Origin of the sequence: Acinetobacter sp. YH12208 (genome assembly GCF_013418055.1) — a bacterium.
Taxonomy (GTDB): Bacteria; Pseudomonadota; Gammaproteobacteria; order Pseudomonadales; family Moraxellaceae; genus Acinetobacter; species Acinetobacter pseudolwoffii.
Window position 1 is genome coordinate 51,382 of the sequence record NZ_VPCT01000003.1, and the last position, 22,105, is coordinate 73,486.

19 protein-coding genes and 1 pseudogene are annotated in these 22,105 nt (G+C 43.5%); 5 read left to right on the forward strand and 15 right to left on the reverse strand.

Translation table 11 applies throughout. From position 1 onward, the window contains the following. Positions 1–76 precede the first annotated feature (76 nt). Complete coding sequence (locus FTU95_RS04525) at positions 77–853, reverse strand: RNA methyltransferase (RefSeq protein WP_005097613.1); 777 nt, start codon at positions 851–853, stop codon at positions 77–79. Between the two features lie 52 nt (positions 854–905). Then, positions 906–1,880 (reverse strand): class 1 fructose-bisphosphatase, encoded by a 975-nt coding sequence (locus FTU95_RS04530; RefSeq protein ID WP_180077715.1) that lies wholly within the window; start codon positions 1,878–1,880, stop codon positions 906–908. A gap of 181 nt (positions 1,881–2,061) precedes the next feature. On the opposite strand from FTU95_RS04530, the gene FTU95_RS04535 reads away from it, so the two are divergent. After that, positions 2,062–2,247 carry an NF038105 family protein gene (locus tag FTU95_RS04535; RefSeq protein WP_005097610.1) on the forward strand — a complete coding sequence of 62 codons (186 nt, stop codon included), beginning with the start codon at positions 2,062–2,064 and terminating at the stop codon, positions 2,245–2,247. 75 nt (positions 2,248–2,322) lie between these two features. Here FTU95_RS04535 and pal read toward each other — a convergent pair whose 3' ends face one another. The 7 genes from pal to FTU95_RS04570 form a co-directional block, all read right to left on the reverse strand. Next, entirely contained in the window at positions 2,323–2,895 is a 573-nt protein-coding gene (pal, locus tag FTU95_RS04540) for a peptidoglycan-associated lipoprotein Pal (RefSeq protein WP_005097609.1), read from the reverse strand. 54 nt (positions 2,896–2,949) lie between these two features. Then, complete coding sequence (tolB, locus tag FTU95_RS04545; RefSeq protein ID WP_171063343.1) at positions 2,950–4,233, reverse strand: Tol-Pal system beta propeller repeat protein TolB; 1,284 nt, start codon at positions 4,231–4,233, stop codon at positions 2,950–2,952. 204 nt (positions 4,234–4,437) lie between these two features. Beyond that, the gene (gene tolA, locus FTU95_RS04550; protein WP_180077718.1) at positions 4,438–5,775 is read right to left on the reverse strand and encodes a cell envelope integrity protein TolA; all 1,338 of its coding nucleotides are present in this window, start codon (positions 5,773–5,775) and stop codon (positions 4,438–4,440) included. A 3-nt stretch (positions 5,776–5,778) separates the two neighbouring features. Continuing rightward, positions 5,779–6,228, reverse strand: coding sequence for a protein TolR (gene tolR / locus FTU95_RS04555; RefSeq protein ID WP_005170046.1), 450 nt, complete (start codon positions 6,226–6,228; stop codon positions 5,779–5,781). Next, positions 6,228–6,926: a protein TolQ gene (gene tolQ / locus FTU95_RS04560; protein ID WP_004279111.1), complete on the reverse strand. Its 699-nt coding sequence runs from the start codon at positions 6,924–6,926 to the stop codon at positions 6,228–6,230. Before tolQ ends, tolR begins: the two co-directional genes overlap by 1 nt. A gap of 26 nt (positions 6,927–6,952) precedes the next feature. Beyond that, the gene (ybgC, locus tag FTU95_RS04565) at positions 6,953–7,360 is read right to left on the reverse strand and encodes a tol-pal system-associated acyl-CoA thioesterase (RefSeq protein ID WP_004731733.1); all 408 of its coding nucleotides are present in this window, start codon (positions 7,358–7,360) and stop codon (positions 6,953–6,955) included. 266 nt (positions 7,361–7,626) lie between these two features. Continuing rightward, positions 7,627–8,970 (reverse strand): amidohydrolase, encoded by a 1,344-nt coding sequence (locus FTU95_RS04570; RefSeq protein WP_180077783.1) that lies wholly within the window; start codon positions 8,968–8,970, stop codon positions 7,627–7,629. A gap of 249 nt (positions 8,971–9,219) precedes the next feature. Here FTU95_RS04570 and FTU95_RS04575 point away from each other — a divergent pair. Both FTU95_RS04575 and FTU95_RS04580 read left to right on the forward strand, forming a co-directional pair. Continuing rightward, a pseudogene (locus FTU95_RS04575) lies at positions 9,220–9,489 on the forward strand (acetamidase); the annotation flags it as partial. Positions 9,490–9,647: 158 nt separating this feature from the next. After that, positions 9,648–10,238 (forward strand): hypothetical protein, encoded by a 591-nt coding sequence (locus tag FTU95_RS04580; RefSeq protein WP_257220103.1) that lies wholly within the window; start codon positions 9,648–9,650, stop codon positions 10,236–10,238. Positions 10,239–10,249: 11 nt separating this feature from the next. Here FTU95_RS04580 and FTU95_RS04585 read toward each other — a convergent pair whose 3' ends face one another. Then, positions 10,250–11,182: an IS5-like element ISAha1 family transposase gene (locus FTU95_RS04585; RefSeq protein WP_180077720.1), complete on the reverse strand. Its 933-nt coding sequence runs from the start codon at positions 11,180–11,182 to the stop codon at positions 10,250–10,252. 41 nt (positions 11,183–11,223) lie between these two features. Between FTU95_RS04585 and FTU95_RS04590 the strand changes: the two genes are divergently transcribed. Further along, positions 11,224–11,469: a hypothetical protein gene (locus FTU95_RS04590; RefSeq protein ID WP_257220104.1), complete on the forward strand. Its 246-nt coding sequence runs from the start codon at positions 11,224–11,226 to the stop codon at positions 11,467–11,469. Positions 11,470–11,482: 13 nt separating this feature from the next. Here FTU95_RS04590 and ruvB read toward each other — a convergent pair whose 3' ends face one another. The 5 genes from ruvB to FTU95_RS04610 all read right to left on the reverse strand — a co-directional run bounded on the left by ruvB (position 11,483) and on the right by FTU95_RS04610 (position 16,730). After that, positions 11,483–12,490 carry a Holliday junction branch migration DNA helicase RuvB gene (gene ruvB, locus FTU95_RS04595; protein WP_005097600.1) on the reverse strand — a complete coding sequence of 336 codons (1,008 nt, stop codon included), beginning with the start codon at positions 12,488–12,490 and terminating at the stop codon, positions 11,483–11,485. A gap of 222 nt (positions 12,491–12,712) precedes the next feature. After that, complete coding sequence (ruvA, locus tag FTU95_RS04600; protein ID WP_159138210.1) at positions 12,713–13,315, reverse strand: Holliday junction branch migration protein RuvA; 603 nt, start codon at positions 13,313–13,315, stop codon at positions 12,713–12,715. Positions 13,316–13,435: 120 nt separating this feature from the next. Continuing rightward, on the reverse strand, positions 13,436–14,776 hold the full coding sequence (locus FTU95_RS04605; RefSeq protein ID WP_005097598.1) for a deoxyguanosinetriphosphate triphosphohydrolase: 1,341 nt from the start codon (positions 14,774–14,776) through the stop codon (positions 13,436–13,438). Positions 14,777–14,949: 173 nt separating this feature from the next. Then, positions 14,950–15,081, reverse strand: a complete 132-nt coding sequence (locus tag FTU95_RS14925) for a putative transporter small subunit (protein WP_005097597.1) — start codon at positions 15,079–15,081, stop codon at positions 14,950–14,952. Between the two features lie 11 nt (positions 15,082–15,092). Next, positions 15,093–16,730, reverse strand: a complete 1,638-nt coding sequence (locus FTU95_RS04610; RefSeq protein WP_005170049.1) for a hypothetical protein — start codon at positions 16,728–16,730, stop codon at positions 15,093–15,095. Between the two features lie 1,354 nt (positions 16,731–18,084). Between FTU95_RS04610 and purL the strand changes: the two genes are divergently transcribed. Beyond that, complete coding sequence (purL, locus tag FTU95_RS04615; RefSeq protein ID WP_180077722.1) at positions 18,085–21,918, forward strand: phosphoribosylformylglycinamidine synthase; 3,834 nt, start codon at positions 18,085–18,087, stop codon at positions 21,916–21,918. Positions 21,919–22,105: the final 187 nt, after the last annotated feature.

Here is a 22,105-nt window from a genome sequence, read left to right on the forward strand (position 1 = left end):
GTTTATTATTTTTGTAGTGTAATCTATTTTATAAACGGGCAGGGCCGAATTAAAACACTGTAACCTAAATCCCTAATTAGATACGTTGACGTACCATTTCAAAGAAACAGATCGATCCTGCAATCGCAACATTTAAGGATTCCTGACCACCCGGCTGCGGAATACTGACAGCTTCTGCGTGTTGCATTGCATAATCAGAAACGCCTTGACCTTCATTGCCCAAGATCCATACGCAAGGTTTACCTAAATCTTTTGAGTACAGACTTTCGGCACGATGTGAGCTGGTGACGTATACAGGAATTTGAAATTGCTCAAGAATTTGTTCAAGTGCAATATTTTCAAAAGTTTGCAGCGTGAAGTGCGCACCCATACCGGCACGTAATACTCGTGGTGACCAAAGTGAGGCAGAACCTTTGGTGCAGACAATCTGTTCAATACCGGCTGCTGCTGCAGAGCGAAGCAGGGTACCAACATTACCCGGATCCTGTACATTTTCCAGAATTAAAGTGTCGGCTTTAAAATCCAGTGCATAATTTGCTGTCGGTAAAGTGACCACAGCTAAACAGGCTAAAGACGTTCCTAAGGTGCTTAAATCTTTGTATAAAGATTCGCTTAGAACAAAGACCATCCCTGTGTATTTTGCGAGAATTTTCTCGAAATCAGGATGCGAAAGTGCATGTTCAGTGGTAAAAATCGAATCAATTTTACGGTTTTCATGCAGCCAGGCGAGAGACAGATGCGTGCCTTCCAGCACAGTTTGCCCCTGTTTTTTACGATAGGTGTTTTGTTCAATCAAACCACGTAAGTGTTTAATTTTTGGATTGTCTTTTGAATCAAGAAAAAAAGTTGGCATGGGAGATATAATCCACGGTAGCCGATTCAATATCGGCTACCGCTATAAAAAATTAGTTATGATAGCTGGTCACAAGATCAACTTCGTTTTTAGAACCGATAATCACTGGCACACGTTGATGTAGATCAGTTGGTTCGATCTCCAGAATACGGACACGGCCTGTGGTGGATGCGCCGCCAGCCTGCTCCATGAGCATACTCATTGGGTTGGCTTCATACATTAAACGCAGACGACCAGCTTTAGCCGGATCTTTAAAGTCGTATGGATACATGAAGATACCGCTACGACAAAGAATACGGTGAATATCGCCCACCATACAGGCAACCCAGCGCATATTGAAATCTTTTTCACGAGGACCGGTTTTGCCTGCCAATAATTCATCGATATAACGTTGTACTGGTGCTTCCCAGTGGCGTTGATTCGAGGCATTGATCGCATATTCTTTGGTATCTGCAGCGACTTGAATCGCTTCAGAAGTTAGCAGGAATTCTTGAGTTTCCGGGTCAAAGGTAAAGAACACTACGCCTGCACCGACAGTCAATGCCATCATGGTCGATGGACCATACAGTACATAACCTGCAGCCACTTGATTGACACCGGCTTGCATAAAGTCTTCGGCCTGAGTCACGGCATTTTTCGCAGGAAGAATCGAGAAAATCGTACCCACACACATATTGATGTCGATATTACTTGAACCATCGAGTGGATCGAACAAGACCAGAAATTGGCCATTTTCCTGTGCAGGCGTGAAGTCATCCAGTTCTTCTGAAGCCAAACCACCAACATGCGGATGTTGCTGTAAAGCATCAATCAGATAATCATTGGAAATGACATCCAGTTTCTTTTGCTCTTCGCCTTGAACATTTTCATGCTGTGCACTTCCCAATACACCCGCTAAAGCACCTTTTTGCAGCAACAGATCGATGTCCTTGCAAGTGTTTGCAATCGTTACAATAACTTGTGCAAGTTCAGGTGTGAGATTCCCGCTTTGTTGCTGTAAAAACTGGGATAAGGTGCGGTATGACATAAGGGAAAACTCCAAGACTTAAATCGGGAAAAAATGATCAAAACGATATGCGGCTATATTTTAGATGAGAACGTACTAAAAGAAAAATCAAACTGGATTATTTGTATCGATTTTGCCCTTGCAACTCCTGTGGAAAGTGCTATGTTGAATGCAAGGGAAAATTGAGAATAGGAGCACAGATATGACAACATTAAAGTTTGATGCGACTCCAACGCCAAGTGAAGGCATTACTTTAGATGATATCTCTGAAGACAAGATGAAAGAAGCCTGGCGGGATTATGAAGCAAAACCAGAGTACAAACAATTCAATAAACACGACCTGATTGAATCGATGCAAGCAGTTGAACCAGGCCAGACCGTAGAATAAACAGATTTGTTCATTCAACCCAATAAAAAGCACTCAATCATGAGTGCTTTTTATTTGATACGCCAGCATTGAAAATTATTTCAACAATGGTGGTACCGCTTCATAATTAATTTCAACACGGCGGTTTTCTTTCCAGGCATTTTCATCATGACCTGGATTGATTGGCATTTCCTTACCATAGCTGACGGCTTCTAATTGAGCAGCATTTACACCAGTAGTCACCAGGAAGCTTTCAACAGCTTTGGCACGACGCTCACCAAGCGCCATGTTGTATTCACGGGTACCACGTTCATCGGTGTGACCGGTGAGTGCGACACGTGAGTTGGCATTGGCCATCAGGAACTGTGCATGTGCTTGTAGGGTACGAAGATCTTCATTGCTGAGTTCAGTACTGTCATAGTCAAAATGTACGACACGTTTTGCCAAGAAAGCCTTGTTTTCCGCAGTGACACCCTTTGCCGATGCACCCGCCATGTTTTGTGCATTTAATGCAGCATCTTCACTCAGACCTTGCGTATCCACTGTGGTTGAGCTGGTTGTATCTAAACCGCCGGTTTGAACTTCAGCGGCAGGTTTACGGCTCGCACAACCTGTCATGACGACAGCTGCTGCTAAAAGTGGTAAGGCAAATAATTTTACTTTGTTCATCTTCATCTCCATGAAGTTTGATTATGGGGTAAAAGGTTTATACAGATACCAATGTTATTTTGGTGCCCAAGCCGGTTCACGGACTTCGCCCGTTTCACTTGGCAAGTTCATACGGAAACGACCATCTAGTGACATGATCGACAGAAGTCCGCGCGCGCCTTCACGTGTGGCATACACCACCATCTGGCCATTTGGCGAGAAACTTGGTGATTCGTCTAGAGTTGTTGGCGTCAGAATATTATTTACACCAGAGTTCATGTCTTGAACGGCAACCCGATAGTTACTGCCGCTTGGACGATGAACCAATGCAAGTTTTTTGCCATCTGCGCTCAGCGTACCACGTGCATTAAATGCACCACGGAAGGTCAGACGTTTATTGCTACTTGAAGCGAGATCATGGCGATAAATCTGTGGAGATCCACCACGATCAGAAGTAAAGATAAAGGATTTTCCATCTGGAGCATAACGTGCTTCGGTATCGATCGCACTGTCATTGGTCATACGTTGTAATTGACGTGTTTCCAGATTCATCTGATAGATTTCCGGATTGCCATGCATGGATGCAGTAAACAGCATGCTCTTGCCATCTGGAGAGAAACTTGGTGCGCCATTTAAGCCACGGAAACTGGCCAGTTTTTCGCGTTGTCCTGTAGCCAGATCCTGTACATAAATTGCCGGACGTTTGGTTTCAAACGAGACATAAGCAATTTTTTTGGCATCCGGTGTCCAGGCTGGAGAAAGAATCGGATCACGCGAAGTCAAAATGGTTTTTGGCTGTTCGCCATCGGTATCGGCAATTTGCAAGGTATAACGTTGTTCTGGTGTTGCTGGATTACGCAGTACATAAGCAATACGTCCAGTAAAATCACCTGGAATGCCAGTTAATGCCTGATAGATGGCATCACTGATCATATGCGCTGCCTGACGGGTACGTGAGGCTGGAACAGTTAGTAATTCATTTAATAGATATTGTTTTTTTTCGATATCGTATAACTGATACTGGATTTCAAAAGAACCATCCGCTGTGGTTTTTGATGAACCGGTCACGACATAGGGAACGCCAGCGGATGCCCAAGCTTCTGCATTCGGGTTATTTAATGTGGCAGTCGCAGGCAGGTTTTTTGAAACACTGGTAAATCTGCCTGAACGATTCAAGTCATTTTCAACAATAGGATAGATGCTCTGATCCTGACTGAATGGCACAATGGCGATTTTAGGTGCTGCCTCAGGTGCCTTGGTAATTTCCAGATGCAACTGGGCATAGGACTGAGTTGCCAATACAGGACTTAAAGCGCCAATGATTGCGAGGCAGAGTAGGTGTTTGCGAGTCTTTTCCATCATTCGTTATTTACTCAAATCAACGGATTTATTGTATAGGTAGCTTGGGCTACATCATCGCATGGATTTAATAGAATAAAACCAGGATTTTATGACCAAACTGTTATGACACTGTGAAAAATGAATATTATTTAATCATATTAAAGTGAAGTTTAGCTGAAAAAATCAAAGCCATCACCTCAATAATGTGTGATGGCTTGGTTTTTATTGTGCGGTAAAGGTTGATGTAAAACTTCGTGCTTCTCGGCGTGCATCTGGATCTGAAGGCATCGGATACGGCGCAGCAGCCCGCACCGCAGCTTCGACACTGGCTTTCATGTCTGCATCACTTGAGTTCACGATGACAGAAACCACACCGCCATTGTCATTCAAGGTCACACGAGCAGTAGCGCGCTGACCTGACGATCCCACTGGGGTATCCCAAGCACGTTTAATTTTATTTTCGAAATCACGTTTTGCAGTAGACGCAATCCGTTTTGATTCCGCTTTTTTCTGAGCAGCTTCTTCAGCGGCCTGTTTGGCTGCTGAAGCCTTGGCATCTGCCTCTGCTTTGGCTTTTGCATCGGCATCTGCCTTACGTTTTGCATCCGCGTCTGCTTTTGCCTTTGCAGCAGCATCGTTTTTGGCTTTTGCATCGGCATCCGCCTTACGTTTTGCATCCGCCTCAGCTTTTGCTTTAGCTGTCGCCTCTGCTTTGGCCTTTGCAGCAGCATCGTTTTTGGCTTTTGCATCGGCATCCGCCTTACGTTTTGCATCCGCCTCAGCTTTTGCTTTAGCTGTCGCCTCTGCTTTGGCTTTTGCATCCGCATCAGCTTTACGTTTCGCCTCCGCATCTGCCTTACGTTTTGCATCTGCGTCAGTTTTTGCTTTAGCTGCCGCCTCAGCTTTGGCTTTTGCATCGGTATCAGCTTTACGTTTCGCATCTGCCTCTGCTTTGGCTTTCGCAGCGTCATCGGCTTTTTGTTTGGCGGCCAAATCCGCTTTTTTCTGAGCATCTAATTTGGCTTTCTGTGCAGCATCCGCTTTACGCTGTGCATTTGCTTCAGCCTGACGAGCAGCTTCGGCATTTGCCTTGGATTTTTGTGCTGCCTCCGCTTTTGCTCTGGCTGCTGCGTATTTCGCCTGTTCGGCAGCTTCGGCACGTTTCGCTGCTTCAGCAGCTTGTTGTACAGCCTTGGCTTGCGCTACCTCTTTGAGTTCCTGCTGGGCTTTTTGTGTATCCACTTTCGGTGCAGGCGGAGCAGCAGGTGTGGCAGGCGCCGCTGTCGGAATGACTGGCGCAGGCTCAGGACTAGGTTCAGCTGTTTGAGTAATTTCTTCTGCGACATTTTCATGTGCAGTTTCCTCAAACGGCGTTTCTTCTCGGGTGACCGGTTTGAGGTCCTCAGGTTTGATCAGGACCGTTTTAATCTGCTTCGGCGGTTCAGGTGGTTTACTCATGCCAAGATAAAGTAAACCCACCAAAGCCACGGCATGGATTCCTAAGGTGAATCCAATCGCGATGGCTTTTTTCTGAAATGGTGGCTTTTTATAATCTTTCATACATTATTCTAATGGCTGGGTCAGTAAACCGACCTGAGATAAACCGGCATCCTGCAGGCTGGACATCAAGGCCATGACATCGCCATAAGGACGGGTATTGTGGCCATTGATCACGACATTCAGCACTTTATTGTCATTTTGTGCCTGTGTTTGCGCTTCAACAAGGGCAGCAGTCAATTCATCCAGCGTGACTGGGCCAGTGGCCTGATTTTTATGTTCTAAATAATATGAACCATCTTCTTTCAGGGTGACAATGGTCGGTGCATCTTTAGATTCAATCGGTAGCCCATTGGCCTGAGGTAGGTCGACCTTGATGCCACTGGTGATCATGGGTGCAGTGACCATAAAGATCACCAGAAGCACCAGCATCACATCAATATAAGGTACGACATTCATGTCACTTTTCAGTGGCTTTTTAATACGCTGAAAGCGTCCTGAACCTTGAATCGCCATTAGTCTTTGTCCTGAGTTATGCCCACGGACTGACGTTGTAGCAGTGCCACCATTTCTTCGGCAAACAGGGCACGATCAGAGTAAACGGTTTCACCTTTGGCCGTGAAATGGTTAAAGGCCAACACCGCTGGAATAGCTGCGAACAGGCCAATGGCAGTTGCAATCAGGGCTTCAGCAATACCAGGTGCAACCGTCGCCAGCGTCACCTGATCGACATCTGCCAGGCCAATAAAAGCGTTCATGATGCCCCAGACGGTACCGAACAGACCAACATAAGGTGCAACCGAACCAATACTGGCCAAAGCACCGAGTCCTTGCTCCAGATGACCTTGATCACGGCTCAGGCCGACACGCAGAATACGCTCTGTTCCTTCAATGGACTGGGCAGTCGGTGCATGGCGTTTTTTCAGTTTCAGGAACTCACCCAGACCCTGATAGAAAATATCTTCAAGGCCAGTGCGTTTAGAATTGAGCTGGGCATTGTTATACAGGGTATTCAGTTCAGCGCCAGACCAGAAGATTTTCTGGAAATGTTCATCATCGGCCTGGGCTTTTTTATAACTCATATAGAGTCTGGCAATCAGATACCAGCTATATATTGAGGCTAACAGAAGAGAAAGCATCACCAGTTGTACGACAGGGCTTGCTTGTAAAATAAGATCTGAAACTTGAAGAGATGATTCTAACTGAGTCGCCATAGTTGTTACGTGTGCCAATAAATTTTTTAGTCTTGTTCCAATTCTTTTTGAATTAGTTCGCGTATTTCATCCGGGAGTCGACGTGGTCGCATCTCTGCACTGATACATGCCAACTCAACCTCACCCGATGCAAGCATGATTTCACCACGATAAATATTTTGTTGCAATACAAATGATGAAGCTTTACATGAAATCACACGTGCAGTAACAGTAATTAAATCATCCATCAGGATGGGGCGCATATATTTGACATTAATTTTGTGTACCACAAAATTATATTCTGCCTGTTGCCAGTAATGACTGACTCCGGCAGCACGCAGCCATTCGGTACGGGTACGTTCCATATAGCGAATGTGGTTAGCATGGTAGACAATACCACCTAGATCAGTATCTTCAATATATACGCGGATATTGAATTCAAAATGATTCGCCATAGTTTTGTTCCATGCAGATGTTCGAAATTTTTGCTTGTTTTTTGGAGAGAGGAAAATCCTTGAATTTGCCGGATTCCTGTCCAAAGTCAAGCAATTTAGCGGGACAAAGTTTAGCATTTTGAGTTTTGAGACCAATGGCACAAGATGTCAAATCTGGCTAGAAATAGTCAAGAGGAAGCGCAGAGCACCTGATAGCTCATTTATAAAACAGCAGAAGATGATGAAATGCGCGAGCTCATCAACTCGCGCATTTTTATAGCAGGCAATTAACCTTTATTGTTCTGTTTCCAGTTGGCCTGAACCTGTTCAGCCACTTTTGGATAATCCAGAATAAAGCGCACATGACTTTCGACACCGGTTTTTAAGGTCACATCATCGACAATAAAGTTCGGATTATGGTTTGGCGCGGCTTTAGCCGGATCTTGATCGGCCGGCGTGGCACCGACAAAGACAAACAGGGATGGCATGAGCTGGCCATAGTAAGCAAAGTCTTCACTCGCACTGGCATTATTATCCAAGACATGCAATTTATCTTCACCATGGACTTTGGCCAGGGTCGGTTGCATCAGCTTGGTCAAAGTTTTGTCATTGGTGGTGACCGGGGCATAAGGCGCAATTTCGACTTTCACCTTGACATCGTTGGCTGCTGCATTGTGTTCTAGCATCTTCGGTAAGTCTTTTAAAATGCCTTGACGAACGTCTTCACTATTGGAGCGAATAGTCCCGACCATATTGACCTGATCTGGAATCACGTTACCGGTGGTACCACCCTGAATGCTACCAATACTGACCACGCCCATTCCTTTGGTCAGATCCGCTTTACGGCTGATCAAACTTTGCAGATTGGTGACCATCTGGGCAGAGGCATAAATTGGATCTTTTCCTGCCCAAGGCATCGAACCATGAACCTGACTTCCATTGACCTGGATGCGTAAATGATCGGCACTGTTTAAAATGGCACCATCTTTGTAGAAGATATTGCCACTTGGCATACCGGCCATGACATGCATACCGAAAATGACTTCAGGTTTTGGATTTTTCAGGGCGCCGTCCGCAATCATTTTACGCGAACCAATCTGATCGCCTTGGGTAAAGTTATCAATATCTGCACCACCTTCTTCGGCTGGCTGGAACACAAATACCACCGTTCCTGCAATTTTATCTTTGTTGGCGGCCAGAACTTTGGCTGCACCCAGTAACATGGCGGTATGCGCATCATGACCACAGGCATGCATCACATAAGATTCTTTGCCCTGATAAATGGCTTTTTGTTTGCTGGCGAATGATACCGGTGCAGTTTCCTTAATTGGTAATGCATCCATATCTGCACGCAATGCCATGACCGGGCCGGGTTTACCACCTTTTAGTACACCGATCACACCCGTTTTGGCATAACCTTTTCGTACTTCAATCCCATAGGATTTTAATTCTTTTTGAACCAGTTCCGAGGTTTTAAATTCCATATTCCCCAGCTCAGGATATTGATGAATATGCTGGCGTAATTTTATGGTGTGCGCTTCAGCCGTTTGTACAGAATCATCAATCCAGTCGGCCAGACTGAGTTGGCTACAGAAAAGAAGAGGAAGACAAAGGGAAATCTGCTTATACATATTCATACTTGGGGAGAACCTTAAGAAATTGAAATGGTTAAAGTGATTCTCTAGGATTGCATATTGATTTAAATTTGACCAAAACTCTCTAAGTATTATGATAATACCTTTAAAGTATATTGCTTGTTAGACCTTGTTCTAAAAGAGCTTTATGAGTGCTTTTACATTGTAAAATTATGTACCCTTATTTATTTTCTATATGCTAAAGGTATCAAAATTATCAATAAGGCAAAATAAAAACAAATATCGAAAATAGATCAGGATAAGATCCCAGGACAATCATTAACGCAGCCTTTGGGCGAAAATGATGAGTTCTGGATTACTCTAGGTTTAGATGAAGACTTAGACGAAGCCATGCGTAAATCGACACGCGAAGCAATCCGTTTTTTGGTCAATGAATACGGAATTTCAGAAGAAATTGCTTATGCATATTTAAGTGCTGCAACGGATTTTGAAGTATCGCAAGTGGTAGATAAAACCAAAGGTATTCACGCGATGATTCGTAAAGCGGACTTTTAGGAGTTTAAGAAAAAAGAGAAGTAATTTTTTTATTTAGTTTTTTGTTTTGTGCTTTTGCCAACTGATTTAGACATGTCAGTTGGCTTTTTCTTTTGTAATGGTTTGAAAATTTTTAGAATATCAATAATAAAAATTTATTGAAATGAAATGGGGAAATTGTGGCAGAGCAGAATAATAATGCAGTGATGATTCAATTGCCATGGACAGTGCCACAGCAACCTTTTGATCAAACGGCAAGTGTTGTAGAGAATCCAAATAGAAAAATGGAGCTTGATCTCAATCATTCGACAGATACGACAGCAATTTCACCATTTACTTTATCTGTCATTATTGCGCTTATTTTAGGTAGTTTCGCAACTTGGCTTGCTTATTGGTATGGATGTAAGAGTTTTCAACTCACAGAACTATCTTTTAAAGTAGTAAGTGAAGATATTAAAGAAGCAGCAGAATCTCATAGAAATATGACTAAACAACTTATAGAAAGTCAAGAAAAGTTAAAAAGAGTTGAATTACAAGAAGAATTTTATAGAGGTTGGAAACTTAAGTTAATAGACGATCTTGCTGTATTGAAACCATTAGTGCATAAATACATTACATTGTTAGGCTCTGTAGCTTTAGTACTAAATGATGTGAAAGACTGGTTCAAAAATAATGAATACGAAGATATGCGTTCAGAATTAAAGAGTTTAGAAGATGATATATTCCCTTGGCTTTGTTGCATAAAGCCTTTGACGGCAGAGTTTTCCTAAGTTGCTAAAATTTAGGTTACAACTTGGGTATGAGGTCTGCCTAATTCTGTAAATTTATTTAATACGGCTACGCGTGCATGGATCTCATTCACTTGGCTTTGAAAGTTTCTCGCACGGAGTTTATCGCCTAATAACTTGATGCAATGCATCTTAGTTTCAACCAAACTTCGCCGATGATAGCCTGACCAATTTTTCCATATTGTTCTTCCTAAACGTTTAACTGTTCGAAGTAATTCATTTCGCTCTAGCGAGCTGGTCTTTGTATCTTTACAAGGTTTCGCATTTTTTCTTGGCGGAATCACCGCATGTGCTTGTCGGTCTGCAATTACTTGACGGCATTGCTTGGTGTCATAAGCCCCATCAGTATAGACAGAGTCAATCTGCTCATCTTGTGGAATCTGATCGAGTAAATCACCAAGCACTTGTGAATCACTCACATTATTTGTAGTGAGTTGAATAGCGCGTATTTGAAGGGTTTCAGCATCTATACCAATATGAAGTTTACGCCATTGGCGACGATATTCAGGTTGGTGTTTCTTACGCTTCCATTCACCTTCGCCTAGAAACTTTAAGCCAGTAGAATCGACGAGTAGCTGGAGACCATTACTGCTTTTTTGATAGTTAATTGCAATATCAATATGCTTTTGTCTTCTGCAGATGGTGGAATAGTCTGGTGCTGTCCAATCTAATCTACAAAGATGAATGAGACTTTGCACAAAGCCAGTGACCATGCGTAAAGAAAGACGAAATAAGGATTTGATCATTAAACAGCATTGGATGGCTGTATCTGAATAAGTTTGATTTCGACCATGTTTACCTTTGGGTTGAGCGTACCATTGAGTCTTGGGATCAAACCAAATTGAGAGATTTCCTCGATTTATTAATGCACTGTTATAAGAAGACCAATTGGTTGTACGATAGATTTTAGGTGTGGGCTTATTCATTTGAGAATTATATTGTGGAATAAGCCTTTATAGATAGGTTTGTGCAACAAAGCCTATTCCCTTTAATAGCTCGTATTAGTACTCATTTAAAAATGTTAGTAGAGGAAGATCATGAATTAGTATCTGAATGGGACGAATTTGAGCGTTATCTCACTCAGCTACAAATCATGTGTATTACCGCGGTAATTGATAAAGAAGGTATTGCTGATAGTTTCAAAGCTCTAAACATTGTAGTAGATTCTCTTATTCAAAATTTGAAATCTATATTCAATAAAAAAGCAGCCTAAGCTGCTTTTTGAATCACTTTTCTTTTGGCTCAGGTGGTGTCAACCCAAACTGTAAATACGCCATATTGGTGGCAATACGGCCACGTGCAGTACGCATGACATAACCTTGCTGAATCAAATATGGTTCAATCACATCTTCCAGCGTACCAGAATCTTCTGCCATGGCAGCAGCCAACGCTTCAACACCAGCAGGGCCACCATCAAAACGTTCTAATAACATCGATAGATAACGGCGGTCTAAAGTATCTAAACCATCTTTATCGACTTTGAGCATGTCCAAAGCACGTTGTGCCATATCCTGATTAATTTCACCAGTGCCTTTGACCTGAGCATAGTCACGTACACGACGCAATAAGCGGTTGGCAATACGTGGTGTGCCTCGTGAACGACGGGCAATTTCTTTTGCGCCATCACCAGTCATGGGTACATCCATCAAATTGGCTGAACGTTTGACAATGTGGGTCAAATCTTCAACTGAATAAAATTCTAAACGCTGTACGATGCCGAAACGGTCACGCAAAGGAGAGGTAAGCAGACCTGCACGTGTGGTTGCTGCAACCAGGGTAAAGGGTGGCAAATCCAGTTTGATTGATCGTGCAGCAGGCCCTTCGCCAATCATGATGTCGAGCTGGTAGTCTTCCATCGCTGGATAGAGAATTTCTTCAATCACGGGTGAAAGACGATGGATCTCATCAATGAACAGGACATCACCTTCTTCCAGATTGGTCAGCATGGCGGCCAAATCACCGGCACGTTCTAGCACCGGACCTGAAGTCGACTTAAGATTACCGCCCATTTCGCGGGCAATAATATTCGCCAGCGTGGTTTTACCCAGGCCGGGCGGGCCAAAAATCAATGTATGATCCAGCGCTTCTTCACGGCCACGGGCGGCACCAATAAAGATTTCCATTTGCTCTCGAACCACCGGCTGACCAATATAGTCATCGAGTGAGGTTGGACGGATGGCACGATCAAAATGATCTTCTGGTTTTTCAGAACCACTGATGAGACGGTCTTGCATATCTTTTGAGTTAATCTCTATGGTTTATTTGAGGTGAATAAAGTCATAGCCTCAAAATGCTTTAACAATTCGTATGCCATTGTGCAGGCATGCTCTTACTTTTGACAGGGCAAAAGTAACAAAACCCTTTGCAAAAATAATGGCACATCCTATGCCATATTTCTGCGGCAGCATCCATGCTGCCTTCTCATCTTCATTTTGCAGCGAATATTTAAATCAGTATTAACGATTCATCGACTTTAATGCAGCGCGGATAATGTCGCTGGCTTCAGTGTAATCTGCTTTAACCGCATTAATCAGTTTTTGTGCTTCAGCAGGTTTATAACCCAAAGACTGTAATGCAGCTTCTGCTTCAGCCACGGCTGAATTGCCCATAAACTGAATCTGTGGTGTAGTTGAATTGCTTGGCGCAGCACCTGAAGCCATGGCTTTAAAGCGGTCACGTAATTCAATCATTAAACGTTCAGCGGTTTTTTTACCGACACCGGGAACTTTGACCAAGGTATTCACATCTTCATTTTCAACGGTATGAATCAGCATTTCCACACTTAAAGTTGAAAGAATACCCAAGGCCATTTTGGGGCCAACGCCGTTGACTTTTAACAGGGTGCGGAAAATGGTTTTTTCCTGAGCATTGATAAAGCCATACAGCAACTGTGCATCTTCACGCACGGCCAGATGGGTCCAGAGTGTGACTTGTTGTCCTTTTTGCAGCTGGCAGAAAGTCGTCAGCGGCGTATCAATTTCATAACCGACGCCATTTACATTTAACAGTACGGTGGGTGCTTCTAAAGCCAGTACTTCACCAATCAGACATCCAATCATCTTTTATCATCACTAAATTCAGTTTTGCTGCATAGTAGTCAGCATTTTCCGGAAAGGCAAAATCTGCCGCTGTAAAATAGATGATTTTATTACAATCATCCTCCCATACAGCAGAATATTTTATAACAATCCGGCTTTATTGCCTTGTAATTCCTGCGACAGGTTATAAGCCTGATGATCAGAAAATTTCGAAACAATATCCAGCACCTGCATGATATTGTCATAATGGCTGGCACTAAAATTCGCCCCTGAACGTTGCAGAATCGACATCAAGCGCTGTTCTTTAAAACTCAGGTTTTTATGCGGCGTTGTTAAGGGAATAAAGGCATCCAGAATATTTTGCAAACATTGATGCGCGATAATTTCCAGTCCTGCTTTTTGCGGATGCTCAAAAATTTTATCCCGTGCCAGTTCTTTGGCGCGATTAATCCCGATTTCAATGTCCGCAGTACAATATTGCAATAAAGTACCTTGTAACTGACCCGATAAAATCTGGTCATGATGACGGGCAAAAGCCGTTGTCACTTCATCGACCAGACGTTTCATGACCCGACCACGCAAGGCGGCAATTTTTTGCTGCCAGGTGGTATTGCTCATGGCGATTTCAGAAGGAATACCATAATCACCGAGCAGATTTAAAAAGACCGGCTCAACTTCGTCATAACTGAGCATATTCAGGCTAATACCATCTTCAAGGTCAATCAGGGCATAACAGATATCATCAGCCGCTTCGAGCAGATAGGTCAGTGGATGACGGCAGTAATGATATTCAGCTAACTGAATCAGTCCGAGTTGTTCTGCAATCTGCTTTAAAATCTCTTTCTCGGCCTGATAGCAGCCAAACTTGGCCCGATTGCTGGCAGGTAAATCGACTTGAGATGCCATGGTTTTTGACAGCCACGGATATTTTAAATAAGCCCCTAACGTGGCATAAGTCAAACGCATGCCGCCATCATTGGGATGGTAATCGATTTTGGTCAACAGGCGTAGACCTTGGGCATTGCCTTCAAACTGACGTACATCGGCTTCTTGTTCAGGACTGAGATCTTTTAAAAAATCGGTATGCGATGCATCGTCGAACCATTCTCGAATGGCATATTCACCGGCATGGCCAAAAGGGGGATTACCAATATCATGTGCCAGACAGGCAGCCTGAATAATGGCACCGACATCGGCCGGGGAAATCCAGGGCGGTAACTGATCTTTTATTTTCTCTGCGGCCAGCATCCCGAGTGAACGCCCAATACAGGACACTTCGAGTGAATGTGTGAGTCGTGTATGAATACCATCGTGCTGGGTTAAAGGGTGAACCTGAGTTTTACGGTTCAGCTGGCGGAAACTTTGTGAAAAAATAATACGGTCATAATCTTTGTGGAACGGGCTACGTGCCAGTTCAGTACTTTGCTTTTTACTACCAATCCGAACTGTCGAAAGCAGCTCTAACCAACGCATTTGAGTCATTTATCATTATTCAATTCTTTGCTAAGTGCATCATGCCAAAAAAGTAGCAACAGCACTAGAGTGCTGCGACATGAATTGTCGGAACAAACAAAACTCTGTGGAAATTTCAGCTGAACAATCGCTATAAAAAAACAGGTCATATTGACCTGTTTTTATCTCATGATAGAAGTGGACTAAAGCAAATCTTCACCACTGATCTTGGCTTCCTGGATGTCTTTATAGACCCCCATGCAAATGACGAACAAAATCATCGTCGCCACCAATGGCCAAAAAAGTACATATAGGGTCATAAATTGACTACTCATCTGAAATCTCCTTATTTACTTTTCTCAGATACCTGGTGAAATTCAATCACCATCTTATTGATTTGTTTAAAATCAAATCGTTCTTTGCTATTCATTAAAGTCAGTACGGTACAGACAATGGCGCTGCTGCCATAGGCGGTCAGGGAACTCAATAGCGTGCCATAATCACGCAGGAAGCCGATGGTCCATGGAAGGAAGCCGATACTGGCCAGAATACCGACCACCAGGCCGACTTTCTTGCCAAAGAAGCCAAAGCTCATCAGACCCAGTACCACACCAATACCGATGGTGGCCATAAGCTCAAAACTGAGTGCGATCAGACCCTGAATTGGCAGCCATTCAAATCGAACCACCAGAAAGCTTAAAAATGCGATACCGACAGACCAGTTAAAGGCACGGGCATTGACCTTGTCCCAGTACAGGCTGGCAATCACCGGGAATACGATGGCACCCCAGAGTGCACCGACGAAAATCAGCATCGCTAGAATGTCGAATTTAAGCGTGGCAATTAAAATACCGAGCATGGTGGCTACAATCATGGTCATCCGGCCAATAAACAGCATTTTCTTCGGATCAGGACGATTTTTAGCAATCTGTTTGCCATAAATATCGGTCATTACGATGGCAGACAGGGCAGATAAATCCGAATCCGCCGTTGACGAAAGCGCGCCAATCACCATGACAAAGAGTAAGGCCACCATAAATGGAGACAGATACGTTGCTGCCATTTGTGGAATCAGGTTGTTCAGGTTGCCATCAATCGGCTGAATCCCGGCAAATAGTGCCAATAATCCGAGCATTCCCAAACCGACGACAATCGCGGCATAACCGATGGTTGCAGTAATGAAGCTGGGTTTGATCAAGTCTTTACGCACTGCAAACAGGCGTTGGGCGATGGTCTGGTTACCAATTGCATAAGCCAGTACTGCCACAAAAAATGGCGCACCCTGTTCTAAAAATGCGGTTTTCGAAAAGAAATCCAGTTGTTCCGGTTGCAGATTATGCATGCCGGTCTGGAACAGTGAAGGGCCGCCCAGGGTGAAAAATAGCGTCGGAATAATGATCACTGCCGCCACAATCATGGCGACCAGCTGACCAAAATCGGTAAATACCGAGGAGCGGAAACCTGACCATAAAGTATAGGACAGGACGCCAATTCCGGTAATCAAGACCCCATGGATAAAGCTGAGGGGAGACAGAATTTCAACCAGCGCACCTGCTGCGGTAAAGTTTACCATCAGACTGATCACGCTCCCGACAATGTTGGAGCCTGCCAGAATCATCTGGCTCTGGTTACCATGCCGTGCATGCATGATTTCTGCCAAAGTGTGTGCATTGGGTGCCAGGTCGCGGAAACGTTTGCCGAATGGGTAGATAAATAAAATCATCAGTGCACCCCACAAACCATAGTGTAAGGCACCGGAAACACCGTATTTATATCCGGACGAAGCTGCTGCATAAAATGAAGCGGCCCAGATCCAGGTGGCGGTCATACTGGCCGCAGACATTCCAAATCCGATGGAGCCATTCGAGACCATATATCCATCGACATTTTCATTTTTTTGCTTAATGCGTAACGACAATAGAAAGGTGATGCCATAGAAAAGCACCATCAATAGTACAGTTGCTGTACTAGTGAATTGAAACATACATACTCCTTAAGCGGGTCACCTTTTGTTTTTGAAAATTAAATCATTGGCAACAGATTAAGGCTCTAGATTAGACAGAGCAGTGAAGCTACAGAAAATAAAAAAACCAGCGTCTGAATATCAATTGGATATTCATATCTGCAGCAGAAAAGAGGATGATTCATGCGTCCTGAATGTGGACATTTCCTCAGCAATTGGCGTAGAGGTTAACATAAAATCATCAAATTTACTGATGAAGTCATTAATTATGTAGATTCTTTGCTGATATAAGGCTATTTTTGATTTCAACATCTTATAAAATGTAGATCTGTTGGTTATATATTTTTATAGGAATTACAGGTATTTATTGCATGGTTTTTTATTAGAATAAAGATGGATGTCAGTCAGAAAATGAAAAAGTAACAAAATTTTAATATTTCTTATTTTCTTCATTATGAGTAGTGATTTTTTTCATAATAGCCTAAAAAACTTTCATTAATTCATGTCTGATGATGCTTATATATTCTGAATTTTTGCATAAGAATAGAGGCCGAGAATCAGTTTGAATTTAAGCTTTATATTTTCAATTGATTAGCATGTAATTTCGCTCTTTTTAGCGAAGAATTTAAGAAATATTTGAATCAATATTTTTGGTTAATATATCGGTGAAAACAGACTTAATATCCTGGAAATCCATTTGCTAAAGTAGATCTATTGGTTTTAATTCTCACTCTTTATTAGAAACTATGGTGGGGTCTTATATGTGAGATTTAGGTATCTTTGAATAGAGTTCATATATTAAGATGAGTGATCGGAATAATCTGGGCTACCGGATATTACTGGAAGTCGATTGAAGCAGGCGATATAGTTTGCTCATACAGACAGGCTCGAAAAGGGAGAACAGCGGGGCAGAGTCTTAAATCCTGCAATGGAGCCCGGAATGGGGATAGCTGGATACAAAATTATTTCAGTAGTGCAACTCGCCGACAGAGAGATGAGCTAAAAAATGAACTCGACTGTTTCAGTCTATCCCGAGAAGCTTTAGTCTATCCTTAATAAGTTTTTTATAACGGCTCAAGAATAAGTTCTGTACGCATTTTAAGTGGTCTTGCTGTTGAAAAATAATACAATTTTCTTAAGTGAAATTATTGTTAATCGGTTTTGATTTTTCTTTAACAAATTGTGTTAATCTACGCGACTACATTCAATTTTCCTGCCTGAAAATAAACACAATATTTTAAAAATACAGAATATTTCAGCCGTAGTTTTCGTATTTGCCATCTAGCCGATTTCCTTATTTCACAGTAGAATATGCGCTCTCTCAAGTCACATTGTGGCATGGTTGTTCAGACCATCCCGTGGAGCCAAAATCAGCATGTTTATCGTTGCCGGTGCACCCGCACATTCTTCTTTTAAGAAAACTCAACTATTATCGCGTTTGACGTCAATTAGTTCTGTTCAATCAATTGAAAGTCAATGGGTCTACCTCTTTGACCAAGCGCTCAGCGAGCAACAACAGCAATCAGCTTTACAGCTTCTCAACGATGGGCAATCTTTTGAATTGCACCAGGCTGCAAGTGATGAAATCCAAATTTTAGTGACACCGCGTGTCGGCACCATCTCGCCTTGGTCTTCTAAAGCTACAGACATTTTCAAAAACTGTAATACGCCGGTTCATCGTCTTGAGCGCGGCGTTTTATTTACGTTGAAGGGTCTAAAAGACGTATCAAATGAAGTTCAACAGATTTTGCATGACCGTATGACTGAAAGCGTATTCAATGCGATTGAAGAGGCTGCGGTACTGTTTGTTGAAACAGCACCAAAACCACTGAACTCGATTGATATTCTGGGTGAAGGTAAAGAAGCACTGGTTAAGGCCAATAATGAATTTGGTTTTGCATTGTCGATGGAAGAAATTGATTACCTGACTGAAGCGTTTATCAAGCTGGGTCGTAATCCAAATGACATCGAACTGATGATGTTTGCACAGGCAAACTCTGAGCATTGCCGTCATAAAATCTTCGGTTCTGAATGGACCATTGATGGTGAAGTTCAGCCATTGTCATTGTTCCAGATGATCAAGAATACTTATAAAGAATCACCTACAGATGTATTGTCGGCTTATAAAGACAATGCTTCGGTGATTGTCGGTTCGGATACCCAGCGTTTTTATCCAACCAAAGAAGACAATGGCCAGCAGGTTTATAAATATAAGAGTCAAGCCGCGCATATCTTGATGAAAGTGGAAACTCACAACCATCCGACAGCGATTGCACCATTTGCCGGTGCTGCGACAGGTTCGGGCGGTGAAATCCGTGATGAAGGTGCGACCGGTCGTGGTGGTAAGCCTAAAGCAGGTTTAACCGGCTTTACAGTATCTAACCTGAACATTCCGGGCTTTGAACAGCCTTGGGAAGAAAACTATGGCAAGCCATCGCGTATGGCATCGCCGCTACAAATCATGATTGAAGGTCCATTGGGTGGCGCTGCGTTTAACAACGAATTTGGTCGTCCTGCCTTAAATGGTTACTTCCGTACCTTTGAACAAAACATCAATGGCGATGTTAAAGGTTTCCATAAGCCAATCATGATTGCCGGTGGTTATGGCAACATCCGTCCAGATCACGTTGAAAAAGATCCAATCTTGCCGGGCGATTTATTGATCGTGCTCGGTGGCCCTGCCATGCTGATCGGTCTCGGCGGTGGTGCAGCATCTTCTGTAGACAGCGGTAAACTCGGCGAAAACCTGGATTTCGCTTCGGTACAACGTGAAAACCCGGAAATGGAACGCCGTTGTCAGGAAGTGATTGATACTTGCTGGCGCATGGAAGACCAGAACCCGATCGTGTCTGTACATGATGTGGGTGCAGGTGGTGTATCGAATGCCATGCCTGAACTGGTGAATGACCATGAACTCGGTGCGGTGCTGGATCTGCGTAAGATTCCATCGCTTGAGCCGGGCATGTCGCCTATGGAGATCTGGTCAAATGAAGCGCAAGAGCGTTATGTACTGGCGATTCGTCCATCTTCTTTAGAATTATTTGAATCGATCTGTGCGCGTGAACGTTGTCCGTTTGCGGTACTCGGTGAAGCAACTGAAGCGCGTCACTTAACCGTTGAAGATCCGTTATTTGGCAACAAGCCAGTGGATATGCCAATGCAGGTAATGCTTGGTGGTACACCGCGTATGAGCCGTTCATATGAAACCATTGAACGCAAAGGCGATGATTTCGACGCGGCTAAAGTCACAGATCTGAAAGATGCGATTTATCGTGTTTTGAAAAACCCGACAGTGGCTTCTAAATCATTCTTGATCAGTATTGGTGACCGTTCGATTACTGGTATGGTGGCACGTGATCAAATGGTCGGTCGCTGGCAGGTTCCGGTGGCGGATGCTGCGGTAACAACGACAAGCCTAGTAGGCTACACCGGTGAAGCGATGGCGATGGGTGAACGTCCACCAGTCGCATTGCTCAATCCTGCTGCATCGGCACGTTTATCAGTGGCTGAATCAATCTCGAACATCATGTCTGCAAAGATTGAAAAAATCAGCGACATTAAATTGTCTGCAAACTGGATGGCTGCTGCAGGTCAACCGGGCGAAGATCAAGCGCTATTCGAAGGTGTAAAAGCCATCGGTATGGAAATGTGTCCAGCACTGGGTATCGCAATTCCAGTCGGTAAAGACTCATTGTCAATGCGTACCACCTGGAATGACGAAGGCGAAGACAAATCAGTGACTTCTCCAATGTCAGGCGTGATTACTGCATTTGCACCAGTCACTGATGTTCGTAAAACGTTAACACCTGAGCTTAAAAACCTTGAGTCTGTACTGGTTCGTATTGACTTGTCGAAAGGTCAGTTCCGTCTAGGTGGTTCGATTCTGGCGCAGGTGTATAAAGCAATCGGTTCTGTGACGCCTGATGTCGACAGCTTCGATGACTTCAAAGCATTTTTCGCATTGGTTCAAGACTGGAACAACCGTGGTCTGATCAAGGCGTATCATGACATCGGTGATGGTGGTTTATTGGCGACTGTTGCAGAAATGATGTTCGCATCACGTTTGGGTGTAGCACTAGAAGATCAATCAATTGCAAGCTTATTCGCTGAAGAAATTGGTGCAGTGCTTCAAATTAGCAAAGCAGATTGGGCAGCATTAGAAGCTGAAGTTGCAGCATCTACCCTGAAAGATGCAATTGCAGTGGTTGGTACTGTAAATACTACTGACCAATTGTCTGTAAATGGTCTGGTACTTGAACGGGCTGACCTGCAAGTGGCATGGACTGAAGTATCCCACCAAATCCAGCGTCTGCGTGACAACGTAGAAACTGCGGATCAGGAATTTGCTCTTATCACTGACAAATCTCATGCAGGTATCATTGCGAAACCGACATTTGATTTGAATGAAGCGATTGAAGCACCGTATATTAATTTACGTCGTCCGAACATGGCGATTCTGCGTGAGCAGGGTGTCAATGGTCATATCGAAATGGCAGCAGCATTTGATAAAGTCGGCTTCAATACCGTTGACGTACATATGAGTGACTTGCTGGCAGGTCGTATCAGCCTGGATGATTTTGAAGGCTTAGTGACTTGTGGGGGCTTCTCTTACGGTGACGTGATGGGCGCTGGCGGCGGCTGGGCAAAATCAGTATTGTTCAATACTAAACTGCGTGACCAGTTTGAGAAATTCTTTAACCGTCAGGAAACCTTCTCGCTGGGTATCTGTAACGGCTGTCAAATGTTGTCTCAGTTGGCTCCGCTGATTCCGGGTGCTGATGCTTGGCCACGTTTCCACCGCAATACTTCTGAAGTGTTTGAAGCACGTGCGGTGAATGTTCGTGTGGAAAAATCAAACTCTGTATTGCTTCAGGGCATGGAAGGTTCGATTCTGCCGATCGCTGTAGCACATGGTGAAGGTCGTGCGGTTGCAACTGCGGAAAACTTTGCTGCGCTCAACGCATCGAATCAGGTGGTTCTGCGTTATGTAGATAGCTTGGGGAATGCAACACAACATTATCCATTGAACCCGAACGGCTCACCGGAAGGTATTACCGGTGTAACCTCTCAAGACGGTCGTGCAACAATTATGATGCCGCACCCTGAACGTAACTTCCGTGCGATTCAGCATTCTTGGAAACCAGAAGACTGGGATCAAGATGGTGCTTGGTTACGTATGTTCCGTAATGCACGTAAGTTCATTGGTTAATCGGTTTTAGATTAAAAAAGGGTTGCGTCAGCAGCCCTTTTTTTATGTATGTTTCGGAGTTAACATCGTTTAAATAATTCAAATAAGTAACCAGTTTAAATCATGAAAATATTTACATATTTTATCTTTGCATTATTGTGTTTTAGTGCAGATTATAACTTTGCAGATGGTGCATATTTAAAAATAG